Origin of the sequence: Bradyrhizobium sp. YR681, from assembly GCF_000282615.1 — a bacterium.
Taxonomy (GTDB): Bacteria; Pseudomonadota; Alphaproteobacteria; order Rhizobiales; family Xanthobacteraceae; genus Bradyrhizobium.
On record NZ_AKIY01000056.1, the window covers coordinates 1 to 16,722 of the forward strand.

At 65.1% G+C, this 16,722-nt stretch carries 16 protein-coding genes; 13 read left to right on the forward strand and 3 right to left on the reverse strand.

Translation table 11 applies throughout. The annotated features are described in order from the left end of the window. Positions 1–493, reverse strand: a 493-nt coding sequence (locus tag PMI42_RS07445) for a LysR family transcriptional regulator (RefSeq protein WP_008132182.1), incomplete at its 3' end; no start/stop codon positions are given. 275 nt (positions 494–768) lie between these two features. On the opposite strand from PMI42_RS07445, the gene PMI42_RS07450 reads away from it, so the two are divergent. The 10 genes from PMI42_RS07450 (at position 769) to PMI42_RS07495 (ending at position 10,656) form a co-directional block, all read left to right on the forward strand. Next, on the forward strand, positions 769–1,803 hold the full coding sequence (locus tag PMI42_RS07450; RefSeq protein WP_008132184.1) for an ABC transporter substrate-binding protein: 1,035 nt from the start codon (positions 769–771) through the stop codon (positions 1,801–1,803). Between the two features lie 24 nt (positions 1,804–1,827). After that, a complete protein-coding gene (locus PMI42_RS07455; protein ID WP_008132186.1) occupies positions 1,828–2,862 on the forward strand; it encodes an ABC transporter ATP-binding protein in 1,035 nt (344 codons plus the stop codon). Next, on the forward strand, positions 2,859–3,734 hold the full coding sequence (locus PMI42_RS07460; RefSeq protein ID WP_008132187.1) for an ABC transporter permease: 876 nt from the start codon (positions 2,859–2,861) through the stop codon (positions 3,732–3,734). Before PMI42_RS07455 ends, PMI42_RS07460 begins: the two co-directional genes overlap by 4 nt. Further along, positions 3,731–4,537, forward strand: a complete 807-nt coding sequence (locus tag PMI42_RS07465) for an ABC transporter permease (RefSeq protein ID WP_008132189.1) — start codon at positions 3,731–3,733, stop codon at positions 4,535–4,537. The genes PMI42_RS07460 and PMI42_RS07465 overlap by 4 nt, the downstream gene beginning before the upstream one ends. Positions 4,538–4,545: 8 nt before the next feature. Next, positions 4,546–5,682 carry an NAD(P)/FAD-dependent oxidoreductase gene (locus PMI42_RS07470; protein ID WP_008132191.1) on the forward strand — a complete coding sequence of 379 codons (1,137 nt, stop codon included), beginning with the start codon at positions 4,546–4,548 and terminating at the stop codon, positions 5,680–5,682. Between the two features lie 27 nt (positions 5,683–5,709). Further along, a complete protein-coding gene (locus PMI42_RS07475; RefSeq protein WP_008132193.1) occupies positions 5,710–6,006 on the forward strand; it encodes a (2Fe-2S)-binding protein in 297 nt (98 codons plus the stop codon). Next, complete coding sequence (locus tag PMI42_RS07480) at positions 6,003–7,421, forward strand: FAD/NAD(P)-dependent oxidoreductase (RefSeq protein WP_008132194.1); 1,419 nt, start codon at positions 6,003–6,005, stop codon at positions 7,419–7,421. Before PMI42_RS07475 ends, PMI42_RS07480 begins: the two co-directional genes overlap by 4 nt. Then, positions 7,418–8,539, forward strand: a complete 1,122-nt coding sequence (locus tag PMI42_RS07485; RefSeq protein WP_008132196.1) for an NAD(P)/FAD-dependent oxidoreductase — start codon at positions 7,418–7,420, stop codon at positions 8,537–8,539. The genes PMI42_RS07480 and PMI42_RS07485 overlap by 4 nt, the downstream gene beginning before the upstream one ends. 15 nt (positions 8,540–8,554) lie before the next feature. Beyond that, entirely contained in the window at positions 8,555–8,902 is a 348-nt protein-coding gene (locus PMI42_RS07490) for a RidA family protein (RefSeq protein ID WP_008132198.1), read from the forward strand. 140 nt (positions 8,903–9,042) lie between these two features. Further along, complete coding sequence (locus PMI42_RS07495) at positions 9,043–10,656, forward strand: ABC-F family ATP-binding cassette domain-containing protein (RefSeq protein WP_008132200.1); 1,614 nt, start codon at positions 9,043–9,045, stop codon at positions 10,654–10,656. A 174-nt stretch (positions 10,657–10,830) separates the two neighbouring features. On the opposite strand, the gene PMI42_RS07500 is transcribed toward PMI42_RS07495, so the two are convergent. Beyond that, on the reverse strand, positions 10,831–12,165 hold the full coding sequence (locus tag PMI42_RS07500; RefSeq protein ID WP_008132201.1) for a dicarboxylate/amino acid:cation symporter: 1,335 nt from the start codon (positions 12,163–12,165) through the stop codon (positions 10,831–10,833). Positions 12,166–12,289: 124 nt separating this feature from the next. Between PMI42_RS07500 and PMI42_RS07505 the strand changes: the two genes are divergently transcribed. Together PMI42_RS07505 and PMI42_RS07510 are read left to right on the forward strand one after the other, a co-directional pair. Continuing rightward, positions 12,290–13,609, forward strand: coding sequence for a solute carrier family 23 protein (locus tag PMI42_RS07505; RefSeq protein WP_008132203.1), 1,320 nt, complete (start codon positions 12,290–12,292; stop codon positions 13,607–13,609). 72 nt (positions 13,610–13,681) lie between these two features. Beyond that, positions 13,682–14,518 carry an SDR family oxidoreductase gene (locus PMI42_RS07510; protein WP_008132205.1) on the forward strand — a complete coding sequence of 279 codons (837 nt, stop codon included), beginning with the start codon at positions 13,682–13,684 and terminating at the stop codon, positions 14,516–14,518. On the opposite strand, the gene PMI42_RS07515 is transcribed toward PMI42_RS07510, so the two are convergent. Continuing rightward, positions 14,515–15,573, reverse strand: coding sequence for an autotransporter adhesin (locus PMI42_RS07515; protein ID WP_008132208.1), 1,059 nt, complete (start codon positions 15,571–15,573; stop codon positions 14,515–14,517). The two genes, PMI42_RS07510 and PMI42_RS07515, sit on opposite strands and share 4 nt — an antisense overlap. A gap of 339 nt (positions 15,574–15,912) precedes the next feature. Here PMI42_RS07515 and PMI42_RS07520 point away from each other — a divergent pair, with 339 nt between their 5' ends. Continuing rightward, positions 15,913–16,524 carry a hypothetical protein gene (locus PMI42_RS07520; protein ID WP_008132209.1) on the forward strand — a complete coding sequence of 204 codons (612 nt, stop codon included), beginning with the start codon at positions 15,913–15,915 and terminating at the stop codon, positions 16,522–16,524. Positions 16,525–16,722: the final 198 nt, after the last annotated feature.

Consider the following 16,722-nt stretch of genomic DNA (forward strand, 5'->3'; position numbering starts at 1 on the left):
CCGCCAGCCGCTGGCTCGGCAGGCCGGAATGCGCGATCGGCACCTCGGCAAAGCCGACGTCGCATTGGTTGTTCAACACCCAATCGACCACGATCGGCGAGATCACGCCGAAGAAGGCAAGGTTGAGGTTCGGCCGTTCTTTCAGAAATTGTCCGGTGAGCCGCGGCAGATAGCCGTTCGACAGCGCGGGCAGTGCTGCTATCCGCAGCGAGCCGGTCCGGCGTCCGCGGATTTCTTCCGCCGCCGCGGTGATGCGCTCGAGGCCGACGAAGGAGCGCTCCACTTCAGTATAGAGTGCCATCGCCGCGGCAGTCGGCACGAGGCCGGTGCCGCGCCGCTCGAACAGCTCCATCTTCAAGAGCGCTTGGAGGTCGCGCAGCAACCGGCTGACCGCCGGCTGCGTCACCTTCATCAGCGCGGCCGCCTCGGTCACGCTGCCGGTCAGCATCGTCGCGCGGAAGGCTTCCACCTGCCGCGAATTGATCCGGGCCATACCCCATTCCATTCATAACATTTAGGCATGCAGAGGGTGCCATTATTCATTGGACGATGGAAGCCCGAGTTTGCGATCTTTTTCATCAGGACTGGAGACAGCCCGCTTTTTCGGCAGATTGGAGGGATTCGAACCTCCAGATCGCGCCAAAACCCGCCTAACAGGGGCCGGAGCCCTGATCGGCAAGGGATTTTGCGCGGAAGGAAATGCGGAAGGCTTCGGCCAGCGAGACTCGTCGGCACGTCACCTCATTCCGGTATTGGAGATCGGTCCATATGAAGACTCTTCGCCTTCTGACCGCGGTCAGCATTGCAGCGCTCTTGGCCGCCCCGTCGGTCGCCTCGGCCCAGCAGAAAACGCTCTATGTCGCCGGCTATGGCGGCTCGTTCGAGAAGACCATCCGCGACGAGGTGATCCCGGCCTTCGAGAAGGAGAACGGCGTCAAGGTCGAGTACGTCGCCGGCAACTCCACCGACACGCTCGCAAAACTTCAGGCGCAGAAGGGCAACCAGCAGATCGACGTCGCCATCGTCGACGACGGCCCGATGTACCAGGCGATCCAGCTCGGCTTCTGCGGCAAGCTCGAAGGTCTTCCCACTGACATCTATGACACCGCGCGCTTCAAGGACGATCGCGCCGTCGCGATCGGCATCGTCGCCACCGGCCTGATGTACAACACCAAGGTGTTCAAGGAAAAGGGCTGGGCGCCGCCGACCTCCTGGAACGATTTGAAGGACACCAAATACGCCAAGCAGCTCGTGATCCCGCCGATCAACAACACCTACGGTCTCGAAGCGCTGGTGATGCTGTCGAAGATGAACGGCGGCGGCGAGACCAACGTGGATTCCGGCTTCAAGATCTTCAAGGAGCAGATCAATCCGAACGTGCTCGCCTATGAGCCGTCGCCGGGCAAGATGACCGAGCTGTTCCAGTCCGGCCAGGCCGTGATCGCGGTGTGGGGTACTGGCCGCGTGCAGAGCTTCGCCAACACCGGCTTCCCCGTCGACTTCGTCTATCCGAAGGAAGGCGCGGCCACGCTGCTGACGACCGCCTGTCCGATCACCAAGCCGAACGCCTCGCCGCTGGCGTCCAGCTTCGTCAAGATGCTGCTCGATCCAAAAATCCAGCTCGTGATGTTGAAGGAATACGGCTACGGCCCGGTGCTGAAATCGCTGGTGGTGCCGCCGGAGTTCGGCAAGATGGCGCCGATCGGCGAGCGCGCGGCAAAACTCTACAATCCGGACTGGACCGTGATCAACGAGAAGCGCGAGGAGTGGACCAAGCGCTGGAATCGCGAGGTCGAACGCTGATCGTACGATAGCGGAGACAGCGTGATGGCCTATCTCGAACTCGAAGGGGTCGCAAAGCAGTTCGGCGCACAGACTGTGGTCGACGACTTCAGCCTGTCGGTGGGGAAGGGGGAGTTCATCTCCTTCCTCGGCCCGTCCGGCTGCGGCAAGACCACGACCCTCCAGATGATCGCGGGCTTCCTCGACCCCACGCGCGGCGCGATCCGGCTGGAGGGCAAGGACCTGACCGCGATCCATCCGGCCAAGCGCGGGCTCGGGATCGTGTTCCAGAGCTACGCGCTGTTTCCGCACATGACCGCGGCGGAGAATGTCGCCTTCGGCCTCGAGATGCGCAACGTGCCGCGCGCCGAACGAGCCGAGCGCGTTCGCGATGCGCTCGCGATGGTCGGCCTCGCCGGTTACGAGGACCGCCATCCGCGCCGCATGTCCGGCGGCCAGCAGCAGCGCGTCGCGCTGGCGCGCGCGCTGGTGATCAAGCCGAGCGTGCTCTTGCTCGACGAGCCGCTGTCCAACCTCGACGCAAAACTGCGCGAGGGGATGCAGATCGAGCTGCGCCAGATCCAGCGCACCATCGGCACCACCACGATCCTGGTCACCCACGACCAGAACGAGGCGATGTCGCTGTCCGATCGCATCGTGGTGATGAGCCAGGGCAAGATCGAGCAGATCGGCACGCCGCAGGAGACGTATGAAAAGCCGGCTTCGGCTTTCGTCTCGCAGTTTCTGGGCAAGACCAACGATTTTGCCGCGACGATCGATCGGGCTGCGACGCCCGCGCGGGTGATTGCGGGCTCCTGGAGTGCGCCGGCGCCGGTTGGTCTCAGCGGTCCCGTGACCGTCAGCATTCGCCCTGAGCGCATCGGCTTTGGCGATGCGGGCCTCAACGCAACAATCGTCACGCGCATCTTTCAGGGCAATCACTGGCTGTTCCAGTGCGACAGCGAATGCGGCCCGGCGATCGTGATCCGGCAGAATGATGGCGAGAGGCAGCCAGCCGAAGGCGAGGCTGTTCACCTCGCCTGGCGGCCGGAGGACATGAGCGTGAGGGGCGGCGTATGAGCATGGCTGCCGACGAGCGCAACGCGCGAGCGCCCTGGGCGCTGACAGCGCCGGCCCTGATGCTGTTTGTCGGCGTGCTGCTGATCCCGCTCGCGATGACCGTGATGCTGTCGTTCCATGATTGGGGCCAGTACAAGGGCATCGAGCCGGTCTTCATCCTGAAGAACTGGCACGAGATCGCCACCGATCCCTATTACGCGGAAATGTTCTGGCGGACCTTTCGGATCGCGATCCTGACCACGCTGCTCACCGCTCTGCTCGGTGCGCCCGAGGCCTATATCCTCAACCGTATGGACGGACGCTGGAAGAGCTTCTTCCTGCTGGTCATTCTCGGGCCGCTGCTGATCTCCGTGGTGGCGCGCACGCTCGGCTGGGCGCTGCTGTTCGGCGGCAACAACGGCCTCGTCAACAAGCTGCTGATGTCGGCGGGCGTGATCCGTTCCCCCATTCCCTTCATGTTCACCGAAACCGGCATGGTCATCGCGCTCGCGCATGTGATGATGCCGTTCATGGTGCTGTCGGTGTGGGCGGCGCTGCAGCGGCTCGATCCGCAGATCGAGAATGCCGCGATGTCGCTTGGTGCAGGCCCCGTGACCATCATCCGCCGCATCATCATGCCGCAGATCATGCCGGGCGTGCTGTCGGGCGCGATCATCGTGTTCTCGCTCTCGGCCAGCGCCTTTGCGACGCCCGCGATTATCGGCGGCCGCCGGCTCAAGGTCGCGGCGACGCTCGCCTATGACGAATTCCTCAACACGCTGAACTGGCCGCTCGGTGCTGCGGTCGCGACGCTCCTGCTGGTCGCGCTGGTGCTGATCGTGGTCGGCAGCAACGCGCTGATCGAGCGCCGCTATGCAGAGGTGTTCCGATGAGACGGAACGGCCCGCTCGCGCTGATCTTCCACACCATCTTCGTCATCATCATGGTGGCGCCGATCCTGGTGGTCTGCCTCGTTGCCTTCACGCCCGAAGGTTTTCTGTCGCTGCCGACCAACGGCTTCTCGCTGCGCTGGTTCAGGGCGATCGGCAATTATCCCGAATTCATCCGCGCCTTCTGGGTCAGCCTCGGGCTAGGGGCGCTGTCCTCGCTCGTGGCGCTGCTGTTCGCGGTGCCGGCGGCGCTGGCGATCGCGCGCCATCGCTTCCGCGGTCGTGATGCGCTGGCGGCGCTGTTCCTGTCGCCGCTGATGATCCCGCATGTCGTGCTTGGCATCGCCTTCCTGCGCTTCTTTACGTCAGCCGGTCTTGGCGGCAGCTTTGCGGCGCTGGTCATCGCGCATGTCATCATCGTGTTTCCGTTCGCGCTGCGCCTGACGCTGGCGGCTGCGACCGGCATGGACCGCACGGTCGAGATGGCGGCGGTCTCGCTCGGCGCCGGCGGCTGGACGCTGTTCCGCCGCGTAACGCTGCCGCTGATTCTGCCCGGCGTCATCAGCGGCTGGGCGCTTGCCTTCATCCAGTCGTTCGACGATCTCACCATGACCGTCTTTCTTGCCGCGCCCGGCACCGAGACGTTGCCGGTGCGCATGTTCCTTTATATCCAGGACAACATCGATCCACTGGTGACGTCGGTCTCGGCCTGCGTGATCGCCGTTACCATGACCGCCCTCATTCTGCTCGACCGCTTCTACGGGCTCGACCGCGTGCTCGCCGGCAAGGGCGATACGGGACGATAGGAGAACTCATGTCAGGAGATTACGACGTCGCCGTCGTCGGCGGCGGGCTGCTCGGTTCCGCCATTGCCTGGGGCCTTGGCCGGCTCGGCAAGAAGGTGGCCGTGCTCGACGAAGGCGACATCACCAAGCGCGCCTCGCGTGCGAATTTTGCGCTGGTCTGGGTGCAGAGCAAGGGCCTGGGCATGCCCGCCTATACGGTTTGGACCGTGCAGGCGTCGCAGGCGTGGGGCCGGCTTGCGTCGGAGCTGAAGCAGCAGACCGGGCTCGATGTCTCGCTCCAGCAGAATGGCGGCTTCCATCTCACGCTCGGCGAGGGCGAATTCGGCCAGCGCACCGAGCTGGTCAAGCGCATGCACAACCAGACGGGTGCGGCCGACTACAAGATGGAGATGCTCTCGGCGTCCGAGGTGAAGAAATCGCTGCCGCTGATCGGCCCCGAGGTCTCCGGCGGCAGCTATTGTCCGCTCGACGGCCACGTCAATTCGCTGCGCACCTTCCGCGCTTTCCACACCGGCTTCAAGACATTCGGCATCGACTATTTCCCGGAGCGTCCGGTCTCGGCGATCAGCAAGAGCGGCGGTGAATTCCGTTTGACCACGCCGAAGGGCGAGCTGCGCGCCGCCAAGATCGTGCTCGCCGCCGGCAATGCCAACCAGACGCTGGCGCCGATGGTCGGCCTCTACGCCCCGATGGGCCCGACCCGCGGCCAGATCGTGGTGACCGAGCGCACCATGCCGTTCCTGCCGCATCCGCTGACCACGATGCGCCAGACCGACGAGGGCACGGTGATGATCGGCGACAGCAAGGAAGACGAGCTGGATGATCGCACGCTGAAGCATTCGATCAGCGCGGTGATGACCGATCGCGCCCAGCGCATGTTCCCGCATCTGTCGCGGCTCAACGTGGTCAGGAGCTGGGCCGGCATCCGCGTGATGCCGCAGGACGGCTTTCCGATCTACGACCAGTCGGAGACGCATCCCGGCGCCTTCGTGGCCTGCTGCCATTCCGGCGTGACGCTCGCCTCCAACCACGCTTTCGAGATCGCGCGCATGGTGGCGCAGGGCGCGCTCGAGCCGGAGCTGGTCGGCGCATTCTCGGCCAGTCGCTTCGGCGGCGCGGGCGCGGCGAACAACAGCGGCTATTAGAGATATCAAGGAGCCAAGAGGCATCCCATGTTTAGACGATCCGAACAGGACAAACGGCCGCAAGTGCAGATCTTCGTCGATGGCGTCGCCGTCGCCGCGCGCCAGGGCGACACCGTTTCCGCTGCGCTGCTGGCCTCGAGTTGCGACGCACGGCGCTCGACCGCGGTGAGCGGCGCACCGCGTCTGCCCTATTGCATGATGGGCGTGTGCTTCGACTGCCTCGTCACCATCGACGGCGTCGGCAACCGCCAGGGCTGCCTCGTGCCCGTCGCCGAGGGCATGCAGGTCGAAATCCAGAAGGGCAAGCGGGAGATCGGAAAATGACTGTGGCTCCCAAGCGCGAAGATTACGATGTGGTCGTGATTGGCGCCGGGCCCGCGGGCCTCGCTGCCGCCGCGACATCTGCCGAAGCCGGCCTGTCCACGCTGCTGCTCGACGAGAACATCGGCCCCGGCGGCCAAGTGTTCCGTGCCATCGCCACGACGCCGGTGACCGATCGCAGCCAGCTCGGCGCCGATTATTGGGTCGGTGCCGATCTCGTGCAGGCGCTGCGTGCGAGCAATGCCGAAATCATTCATCGCGCCACGGTCTGGAGTCTCGACCGCAATCTCGACATCGCCGTCTCCATCGGCGGCGCGTCCGCCTTCGTCAGGGCCAAGCGCGTGATCCTTGCGACCGGTGCGCTGGAGCGGCCGTTCCCGATTCCCGGCTGGACGCTGCCGGGCGTGATGACCGCGGGCGCTGCGCAAACCATGTTGAAGTCGTCGGCTCTGGTGCCTGACGGACGCACGGTGATCGCGGGGCAGGGGCCGCTGCTCTGGCTGCTCGCCGCGCAGATCCTGCGGCTTGGCGGCCGCATCGACCGCATCCTCGACACCACCGAGCGCGGCAACTACTTCGCGGCGCTGCCGCATGCCTTCGCCTTCCTGACCTCGCCTTATTTTGCAAAAGGCCTGTCGATGATGCGCGAGGTGAAGGCGAAGGTTCAGGTCGTTTCCGGCGTCACCGAGCTCTCTGCGGCTGGCGATGGTCAGCTTGCCAGCGTGAGCTACGTTGCCGGAGGCAAGCGCGAGACCATCCCTGCCGATCTCCTGCTGCTGCATCAGGGCGTCGTGCCCAACGTCAACCTCGCGATGTCGGCCGGAATCGAGCATCGCTGGGATGATCTGCAATTGTGCTGGTCGCCGGTGCTCGATGCGAATGGTTCCTCGTCGGTTGCCGGCATTGCGATCGCCGGCGACGGCGCCGGCATTGGCGGTGCCAATGCCGCCGTGGTCCGCGGCCGCATTGCGGCGCGCGCGGCTGTGGAAGCGCTGGCACCTGCGGTCGCCGCAAAGCTTCCGTCGATGGCCACGCTTCGCACCGATCTCGCCAAGGCCGAGCGCGGCCGCATGTTTCTCGACACGCTGTTCCGTCCCGCGCCGCAGTTCCGCATTCCCACCGGCGATACCATCGTCTGCCGCTGCGAAGAGGTCACCGCCAAGGACGTTCTCGACTCCGTCGCGATCGGCGCGACCGGGCCGAACCAGCTCAAGGCCTATCGCCGCACCGGCATGGGTCCGTGCCAGGGCCGGCTCTGCGGCCTCACCGTCACCGAGTTGATGGCGCAGGCGCGGGCCAAGACTCCGCAGGAGATCGGCTATTACCGGCTGCGCGCACCGGTCAAGCCGATCACGCTGGCCGAGCTTGCCGCCGTCCCGAAGAGCGAGGCCGACGTCAAGGCCGTGGTGCGCGGATGACGCGGAATGTGGATGCGATCGTCATTGGCGGCGGCATCCACGGATGCTCGACGACGCTGCATCTGTGCCTCGCCGGCCTGAAGCCGGTGCTGATCGAGAAGGACTATGCCGGCCGGCACGCTTCCGGCGTCAACGCCGGCGGCGTCCGCCAACTCGCGCGGCACATCCCCGAGATTCCGCTCTCGATCCGCTCGATGGGGATCTGGGAGAAGATTTCAGATCTTCTCGACGACGATTGCAGCTTCGAGAGCTACGGCCAGGTGCTGGTCGCCGAGAACGAGGAGGAGCTCGCGGTTTGCCGCGCACGTGTCGCCGAGCTCAACGCGCTCGGCTTCACCCATGAAGAGCTGATCGACGCCGCCGAGCTGCAACGGCTTGTGCCCGCGGTCGCCGACACTTGCCCCGGCGGCGTGGTCTCGCGCCGCGACGGCGCCGCCAATCCGGCGCAGACGACGACGGCGTTCCGGCGCAAGGCCCAGCAGCTCGGCGCTACTGTGCGCGAAGGCGTAGCCGCCACCAACATCCGTTACATCAACGGCTTGTGGTACGTCGATGTCGGCAGCGAAACCTTCGCCGCACCGGTACTCGTCAACGCCGCCGGCGCCTGGGCCGGCAAGATCGCAGCTGCGCTCGGCGAGCCCGTTCCGGTCGAGACCGTGGCGCCGATGCTGATGATCACCTCGCGCGTGCCGCACTTCATCGATCCCGTCGTGATTCTGCGCGGCCGCAAACTCTCCTTCAAGCAGTTCAAGAACGGCACCGTGCTGATCGGTGGCGGCCATCTGGCGACGCCCTATCAGGACCGCAACGAGACGGTGCTGGACTGGGAGAGCCTCGCGACCAGCGCCCGCACCGTGTTCGAGCTGTTTCCGGTGATGCGAAGCGCCACGATCGTCCGCGCCTGGGCCGGCATCGAGGCCAAGATGAAGGACGACATACCCGTGTTCGGGCCAAGCTCCCGCCACAGGGGCCTCTATCACCAATTCGGCTTCTCGCTGCACGGCTTCCAGCTCGGCCCCGGCGCCGGCGCCGTGATGGCGGAGCTGATCGTCAACGGCGGCAGCCAGACTCGCGTCAGCGAGCTCGGCATCGACCGCTTCCATCCCTCCACGCTCTAGGAACAAGAGGACATCATGAGTATCACCCGCAGCATCCGCACGCCCATCATGCACCGCGCCGTCGAAGCCAATGGCTTCGTCTTCGTCGGCGGCACCATCGCCGACGACACCTCGGTCTCGATGGGCGACCAGACCCGCAACATCCTCGGCAAGATCGCCGGCTATCTCGAGGAAGCCGGCACCGACAAGAGCCGCGTCGTCAGCGCCTCGATCTTTGTCACAGATCTCTCCAAGAAGAAGGAGATGGATGCGGCCTGGACCGAGTTCTTCGGCGACAATCTGCCGACCCGCGCCACTGTCGGCGTTGCCGATCTCGGCGGCGGCGCGTTGATCGAGGTGGTCGTCACCGCACTCAAGGGCTGATGGGCTCGCCGACGGATCAGGCCGATACGGCTTGATCTCGTCGGCCTCCAGGTTTAGTTAGCAGTCTCCCAATCAGGAATGAGCAGCCATGGATTTTACCCCGACCGCAAAGCCGACCTGCCTTGCTCACGGGGAATTCCATGCCTGCTTCAATCATCCTGTCGAACCTGTCGCTGTCCACGCCTGACGGCCGTCCTCTCCTCTCCAGCATCGATCTGACATTCGCGGCCGAGCGGACCGGTCTCGTCGGTCGCAACGGCGTCGGTAAGACGACGCTGCTTGCGTCGATCGCGCGCGAGCATGTTCCCCAGTCGGGGCGCGTCTCCGTCAACGGAACCATCGGTCTGCTGCGCCAGGGTGCGCAGGTCATTCCGGGTGCGACCGTGGCCGATCTGTTCGGTGTGCGGCAGAGCCTGGATCTGCTTCGCCGTGCCGAGCGGGGGGATGCTTCGGCGGACGAGATCGCCGTGATCGACTGGACGCTCGAAGCGCGGCTGGAGGCCGATCTGGCGCGCCTCGGATTCGACCCGTCTCCCGAGACTGAATTGTCTTGTCTGTCCGGCGGCCAGATCACGCGGGTTCGTCTCGCCGCGCTGATGTTCGCCGAGCCAGATTTCCTGCTGCTGGACGAGCCCACCAACAATCTCGACCGGGATGGACGCAAGGCTGTGACCGATCTTCTCGCCGCCTGGCGTGGCGGCGCGATCGTGGTCAGCCACGACCGGGGCCTGCTCGAGACCATGGACGCGATCGTCGAGCTGACGTCGCTCGGTGCGACGCGATACGGCGGCAACTGGAGCAATTTTCGCGCGCGGAAGGCCGTCGATCTTGCTGCCATCAGGCACGATCTTGCCCATGCCGAGAAGCATCTCGCCGAGATCGACGGCACGGCGCAGGAGGCCGTGGAGCGGAAGGCGCGCAAGGATGGCGGCGGCAGGAAGAAGCGCGCCAGGGGCGACATGCCGCGCATCCTGGCCGGCGCGCGCAGGGATCGCAGCGAGGACAGCGGTGGAAAGACCGCGCAGATCGCCGAGCGGCGGCGCGCGGAGGCACTGGAGGCTGTCGACATTGCGCGCCGTCGGATCGAAATTCTTCAGCCGCTGTCGGTGACATTGCCGTCGACGGAACTGCCGGCGGGGCGGGAGGTGGTCTGGCTCGACGGGGTCAGTGCCGGCTATCATCCGGAGCGCGCGATCATGCGCGATCTGTCTTTCACGATCGTCGGGCCAGAGCGGGTTGCGATCGTCGGACCGAACGGCTCGGGAAAGACCACCTTGCTGAACCTCGTTGCGGGCGAGATGCGCCCTCTTGCGGGCACCGTACGGGTCAGGCCCGACTTTGCGCTGTTCGACCAGAAGGTCGGCCTGCTCGATCCCGCGGTCTCGATCCTGGACAATTTCAGGCGTCTCAATCCAACAGCGGGCACGAATGAGTGCCGTGCCGCCCTGGCCCGGTTCATGTTTCGCGCCGACGCTGCGTTGCAGATCGTCGGGCGCCTGAGCGGCGGCCAGCTGCTTCGTGCCGGCCTTGCCTGCGTGTTTGGCGGGGCAAGGCCGCCCTCACTGCTGATCCTGGACGAGCCGACCAATCATCTCGACATCGACTCCATCGAAGCCGTCGAGGCGGGCCTGCGAGCCTATGACGGCGCGCTGCTCGTCGTCAGTCATGACGAAGCGTTCCTGCAGGCGATCGGCGTCACGCGACGGCTAGATCTTGCCGCCGGTGCGCTGCACGCCAATGGCGGGATCACCTGATCCCGCCCAGCGGTTCGATATGGCAGATTTCAAAAAACCCGACGCCCTGCCCCCAGCGCGTCGGGTGGAAAAGAATGAATATCAATCCGTGATCCCAACGCCGCTCTTGTGACGCGTCTCCCATCAATTGACCACTCCGGGAAACTACCGCGTTGGAATTGGGCTGCGTCCGGCCTACGAGGCCGCGCTGCCGCCGGGTTCCAACGACTCGCCGACCTCCAGCGGATGGGCCATGGTTTCGTGCAGCGCCTCGCGGTCGAGCTCTCCCTCGGAGATGCTGATGACGACGCAGGCAACGCCGTTGCCGATCAGATTGGTCAGCGCGCGGCACTCGCTCATGAACTTGTCGATGCCGACCAGGATCGCGATCGACTGGATCGGGATGTCGGGCACGATCGAGAGCGTCGCGGCGAGTGTGATGAAGCCGGCGCCGGTGACGCCTGAGGCCCCCTTCGAGGTGATCATGGCGATGCCCAAGATGCCGAGCTCCTGCCAGATCGTCAGATGCGTGTTGGTGGCCTGCGCCAGGAACAGCGTCGCCAGCGTCATGTAGATGTTGGTGCCGTCAAGGTTGAAGCTGTAGCCGGTCGGAATCACGAGACCGACCACCGAGCGCGAGGCACCGAGATGCTCCATCTTCTGGATCATCTGCGGCAGCACCGTCTCCGACGACGAGGTGCCGAGCACGATCAGGAGCTCGTCCTTGATGTAGGCGATGAAGCGCAGGATTGAGAAGCCGGCGAGCCGCGCGATCGAGCCCAGCACGATCAGCACGAACAGGATGCTGGTGAGATAGAACGTGCCGATCAGCGCGGCGAGGTTGAGCAGCGAGCCGAGGCCGTAGGCGCCGACGGTAAACGCCATGGCGCCGAACGCGCCGATCGGCGCCACGCGCACGATGATGCGGATGATGCCGAAGAACATCTTTGCGGCCTTGTCGATCGCTTCTGCGATCGGCTCGCCGGCCTTGCCGAGGAAGGCGATGGCGAAGCCCGAGAGGATCGAGACCAGCAGCACCTGAAGCAGGTCGCCGCGCGCGATCGCACCCACATAGCTGTCGGGGATGATCGCCATCAGGTGGGCGACGATGCCTTCCTCCTTGGCCTTGGTGACATAGGTCGCGACCGATTTCGGGTCGATGGTGGCGGGATCGATGTTGAAGCCGTGGCCGGGCTGGAGAATCTCGCCGACCAAAAGGCCGATGGCGAGCGCGACGGTCGAGACCGTCTCGAAATAGATCAGCGACTTCAGCCCGACCCGGCCGACCCGTTTGAGGTCGCCCATCGAGGAGATGCCGTGCACCACGGTGCAGAAGATGACAGGCGCGATCATCATCTTGATCAGCGCGATGAACCCGTCGCCGAGCGGCTTCAGTGCCTTGCCGAGATCGGGATAGGCATAGCCGATGAGCACCCCGAGCGCGATCGCGATCAGCACCTGGACGTAGAGGATCTTGTACCAGGGCTGGTGCCGGCGATGGATGGCTGGCTGGATTGCGATCTGTGTCATATTGTAAGCCCCGGAACGTATTGATCTTGCATGACTCGCATCATGTGATGGCCGCCGCAGAAGCGACAATCACATTTTTGTCGGATCGCACGAACATCGATCGCTGCACCGCAACGGGGGGAACATGACGATCGCAGCAGGCTCGGACGAGCAAGCTCAAGGCTATTTTCCGCGTTGGAAGCTGAAGACCTCGGGCGTGATCATGCCGGAGGAGCGGTTGTCATGGGGCCAGACAATCGTCTCCGGTCTTCAGCATTGCGTGGCCATGTCGGGCTCGACGATCATCGCGCCGCTGCTGATGGGGTTCGATCCCAACGTCGCGGTCATGTTCTCCGGCATCGGCACGCTGATCTTCTTCGTCATCGTCGCGGGACGCGTGCCGAGCTATCTCGGCTCGAGCTTCGCGTTCATCGCCGTCGTCATCGCCGCCACCGGCTATGCCGGGCAGGGGCCGAATCCGAACGTCTCCGTGGCGCTCGGCGGCATCATAGGGGCCGGCGTGCTCTATGGCGTGATCGCGCTGACCGTGATGTGGTCCGGCGTCGGCTGGGTCGAGCGCTTGATGCCCCCGGCCGTCACCGGCGCCGTGGTCGCCGCGATCGGCCTCAACCTTGCGCCCGTCGCGGTCAAGGCGGTGAGCGCCAATGCGTTCGACACGGGAACCGGGCTTGCGACCGTTCTCGTGATCGGCGTGGTGGCCGTTGCCGCACCACGCCTGTGGCGCCGCCTGCCGATCATCCTCGGTGCGATCGGCGGATATCTTTTGTACTTACTGTTCGCGAACGGGCTGGGCTTCGCCAAGCCGATCGATTTCACCCGGCTCGTGGCCGCGCCGTGGCTCGGCCTGCCGAACTTCACCACGCCGACGTTCCAGGCTGATGCAATCTTCCTGATCGCGCCGGTTGCGGTCATTCTCGTCGCCGAGAACCTCGGTCACATCAAGGCCGTCGGCGCCATGACGGGCCGCAGCCTCGATGGCTATCTCGGCCGCGCTTTGTTCGCCGACAGCCTCGCGACGGTGGTGGCGGCGAGCGGTGGCGGCACCGGCGTGACGACCTATGCCGAGAACATCGGCGTCATGGCGGCGACCAAGGTCTATTCGACCTTGCTGTTCGCCTTCGCGGCCGTTGTGTCGATCCTGCTCGGCTTCTCGCCGAAATTCGGTGCGCTGATCCTGTCGATCCCGGGGCCCGTCATCGGCGGCCTCTCGATCGTGCTGTTTGGATTGATCGCCGCGATGGCCGGCCGGATCTGGGTCGAGAACAAGGTCGACTTCGCCAACCCTGCGAACCTCATCACCGTCGCCGTGGCGCTGACCGCGGGCGCGGGCGACCTCACGCTCAAAGTCGGCGCCTTCACGATCGGAGGCATCGGGACGGCCACTTTCGGCGCCATCCTCTTCTATCAGATCCTGACCTCGCCGCTCGCGCGCCGCGCGGACTGAATCCCAGCGATGCAATGATGGATGGAACAAAAAGCCGGTTCCCTCCATGATGAAGCGTCCCGGAGAAAACTTATGCCACAGACCGATCGCTCAACCATTTTTTCCTCGCGCCTCGTCGGCCAATACGCGCTGGTGACCGGTGCCTCCCAGGGCATCGGCCGCGCGGTCGCCGTCAGGCTCGCCCAGGAAGGCGCGACCGTCGCCATCAACTATTTCGATCATCCTGAAAAGGCCGAAGAGACGCTCGCGCTGGCGCGGACGGCCTCGGGCGACCGCGGCCACGGCAGGCTCGATCATGTCATCGTCAAGGCTGACGTCGGCAACGAGCAGGAGATCGCCGCGATGTTCGAGACGGTTCTGGCGCGCTGGAAGCGCCTCGACTGCCTCGTCAACAATGCCGGCTTCCAGCGGGAATCGCCGAGCGAGTCGCTCGACATCGAAACCTACCGCCGCATCATCGACGTCAATCTCAACGGCGCCGTGCTCTGTGCGCAGAAGGCGCTGGCGCATTTCGTCGCGCGCGGGGGAGGCGGCAGCATCATCAATTGCTCCAGCGTTCACCAGATTATTCCAAAACCCGGCTATCTCGCTTATTCGATCAGCAAGGGCGGCATCGCCAATCTGACGCGGACGCTGGCGCTGGAGTTCGCCGGTCGCGGCATTCGCGTCAACGCGGTCGGCCCCGGTGCGATCGACACGCCGATCAACGCGGCCTGGACCGGCGACCCGGAAACGCGCGGCGTCGTCACCAGCCACATTCCCGTGGGGCGCGTCGGCACGCCGGAGGAAATCGCCGCCGTGTTCGCCTTCCTCGCCTCGGATGATGCGAGCTACATCACCGGGCAGACCATCTACGCCTGCGGCGGCCTGACGCTGTTCCCCGAGTTTCGCGAGAACTGGGCGAGCTAGAACTCGCCGCCGATGCCGACATAGCCGGTGTGCTCGGTGCCGCCGCCATTGCCGTAGCCGCCGACCACGCTCAGCGGCATGGCGGTGTTGAGGCGATGGGCGAAGCCGAGGCCGAAACCGCCTTCGCCGTGGTAGACGGAGCCGCGCATCTGCCAGGTGGTCTTGCCGGGGGCTGACGGCATTGGCGCGCTCGCGGCTGCGACCGCCGCGGCGATGCCGCGCCGCGCTTCGGTCTGGTTGTTCCAGATCTGCGATTGCAGTCCGGAGATCTGCGACTGGAAGCCTGACGACATGCCGCTCAGCTGACTCATGTTGACGGCGTCGGTCGGATTGACGCCGGCAGCGACATTGGTCAGTCGCCGCTCGTTGCCAGCGGTGCCGAACGACACCGTGTTGGCGGCGCTCGCCACCGAATTTGCGCCGATCGCGACCGAGTTTGCCCCCAGCGCCTGCGCGCCGGCGCCAAAGGCACTCGTCGTCGCGCCGTTGGCAACGCTATTTGCGCCAGCGGCCGTGGCGTTGGCCCCGATCGCCTGGCTCCGATATCCCGTCGCGGTTGCGTTGTCGCCGTTCGCCGTGCTGAAAAAACCCGTGGCGGTCGCCTGCTGGCCGGTTGCTGCGCTGAAAGAGCCGACTGCGGTCGCGGTGTCGCCGACCGCGTTTGCCGCGTTTCCGAGAGCGGTCGCCGAAATTCCGGTCGCCACCGTGTTGCCTCCGATTGCTGTCGCGATAAAGCCGGTGGCCTTGGCGGCTTGTCCGATCGCCGTAGCGCCATCGCCGTTCGCATTGGCTTGTGTGCCGAAGGCTGAGGCGGCACTGCCGGTCGTGCTGGCAAGGCTTCCGACGGCGGTCGCATCGCCGGAGGGGGCGTTGATAATGGCGTTGCCCGCGGAGTAATCGGCCGCAGCGGCCCGCCGGGGCGCCAGCAGCGGGGCCGCCGCGGCTGCGAGCACGAGGCTCCCCAATATCATGCGGTGCAGGAAGGTCGCGCGGCGCGCCTTCCCGGATTTGCAATGACGTGCATCGATCAGTCCGCGAAGCAACCCGAATGACATCGTTTGAACGTCCCATTTCGTTGTTGCCGCAAAAATGCGGACAGCGCGGGACTGGCGCATCAACCATTGGGTTGAAGGGGGCTCGATACTGGCAATGCCCGGTCGGTTTATTGCCGCGTGTTGCAGAATTGCTGTTTGCTCAGGTCGAGGCGAGAAACCGGCGCCAGCGTTCCGATGTGCATTTCGGCAACAACCCGGCAAAAAGCAGCTGGTGCAATCGGGGGAGAGCGTCGACCTCAACCGAATGGTTGATGTGCGGCATGTCATCTCGCTCCACCGTTGTCAAACATGCAATACGCGGAAGTACATCGATCCAGTGAGAGACGGAGCCCGTTGGCGATGTCACTGCGATGGTTGAGTGCAGGCCTTGGGCTGCTGATCCTGGGGGCGGTGACGACATCCGCACAGCAGACGCCGCCGCTGCCGCACCCGGCATCGCCGCCGCAGCAACCAGCGCCCAAGCCCGCCAACATCGACCGCAACGGCGTGCTGATGCTGATCCGCTCGACGCTGCTCGCGCTCGACCAGGCCAACAAGACCGGGAACTACACCGTGCTGCGCGACCTCGGCGCTCCCGGATTCCAGGTGAATACTGCTGCAAGGCTCGCGGAGATCTTTGCCAAACAGCGCGGCGACAAGCTCGATCTTTCCGGCGTTGCCGTCATCGATCCGCAATTGTCGTTGCTGCCGCAGATCGAGCCGAACGGCCTGTTGCACATGGCGGGATTTTTTCCGTCGGTGCCCTCGCAGGTGAATTTCGAACTGCTGTTCGCGCCGGTCGAAGGACAATGGCGCGTGTTCGGCGTGTCGTTGTCGGTCGGTCAGTCCGCACCCGTGGCGCCGCCGGCGCCGGAGGCTCCGCCGGGCAAGGCCGTCGTCTCGCAGAAGCAATCGACGCCGCCGAAACCAGCCGTGCCCGCGAAATCGCCGGCGCAGTCCGCAACGCAATGATGGGCCGGCATCGCCGATGCGACTTGCTCAAGGATACGGCATGAGACCCGCGCAGCGACCCGATCAGCCATCGCCTGCCGCTTCGTCGCGCAACCGCCATTTCGAAATTCGTGCACATGACGTGTTTCCGTCGTCATGAACGTTGTGGCAACCTCTTACGGAAGGTGCGCATGCCAAATGTGTCGTTCGACATGTTCG